This window comes from Subtercola boreus (assembly GCF_003399635.1).
In the GTDB taxonomy this organism is placed as follows: domain Bacteria; phylum Actinomycetota; class Actinomycetes; order Actinomycetales; family Microbacteriaceae; genus Subtercola; species Subtercola boreus_B.
In genome coordinates, this window is record NZ_NBXB01000061.1 from 1 (window position 1) to 556 (window position 556).

Consider the following 556-nt stretch of genomic DNA (forward strand, 5'->3'; position numbering starts at 1 on the left):
TTCAAAAGAACGTTCTGAACACCCGGCGCTGGAACACTCGCGAGGAACTCCGCCTCGCGATCGTGGTGTGGATCGAAACGAAATACAACCGCCGACGCCGCCAACGGGGCCTCGGCAAACTCACCCCCGTCGAGTTTGAGACAATTTACACAACCGCAAACGCGGCCTGAAAACCATCAACCCCCAGTGACAACCAAACTCTGGGCAGACCCCAACCCTCTTGAGTTCGCAGTGAATCTCGCGCGAGATACATGCACATACATCTTTTGGGATGCCAATTGCTTCGGCGGCGGCGATCAGACCAAGGCCGCACTTGGATCGTACGAATTGACCGCGACACTGTCGAATGTCGATTACGTCTCTCGGCAGGCAACGGTCACATTCTCGGGGCAGAACGCGTCTACGTTGGGATCGGCTATCGGTTTTACGGGGACTGTGCTGAATTCGGTGTTTCTGGCCTAACGCGTCGGGCGTGTGCCTGGCGGGGAAGGTGCCGTGATGACGACACTGGATGTTGTGAAGAGAAACAAGCCGGAGCCCTCTGCGGAGGAGCTCG

General features: G+C 57.4%; 1 protein-coding gene. It reads left to right on the forward strand.

Annotated features, from left to right (window positions below; all coding sequences use genetic code 11):
* The coding region (locus tag B7R22_RS18190) for an IS3 family transposase (RefSeq protein ID WP_216363343.1) at positions 1-170 on the forward strand (170 nt) is incomplete at its 5' end.
* Positions 171-556: the final 386 nt, after the last annotated feature.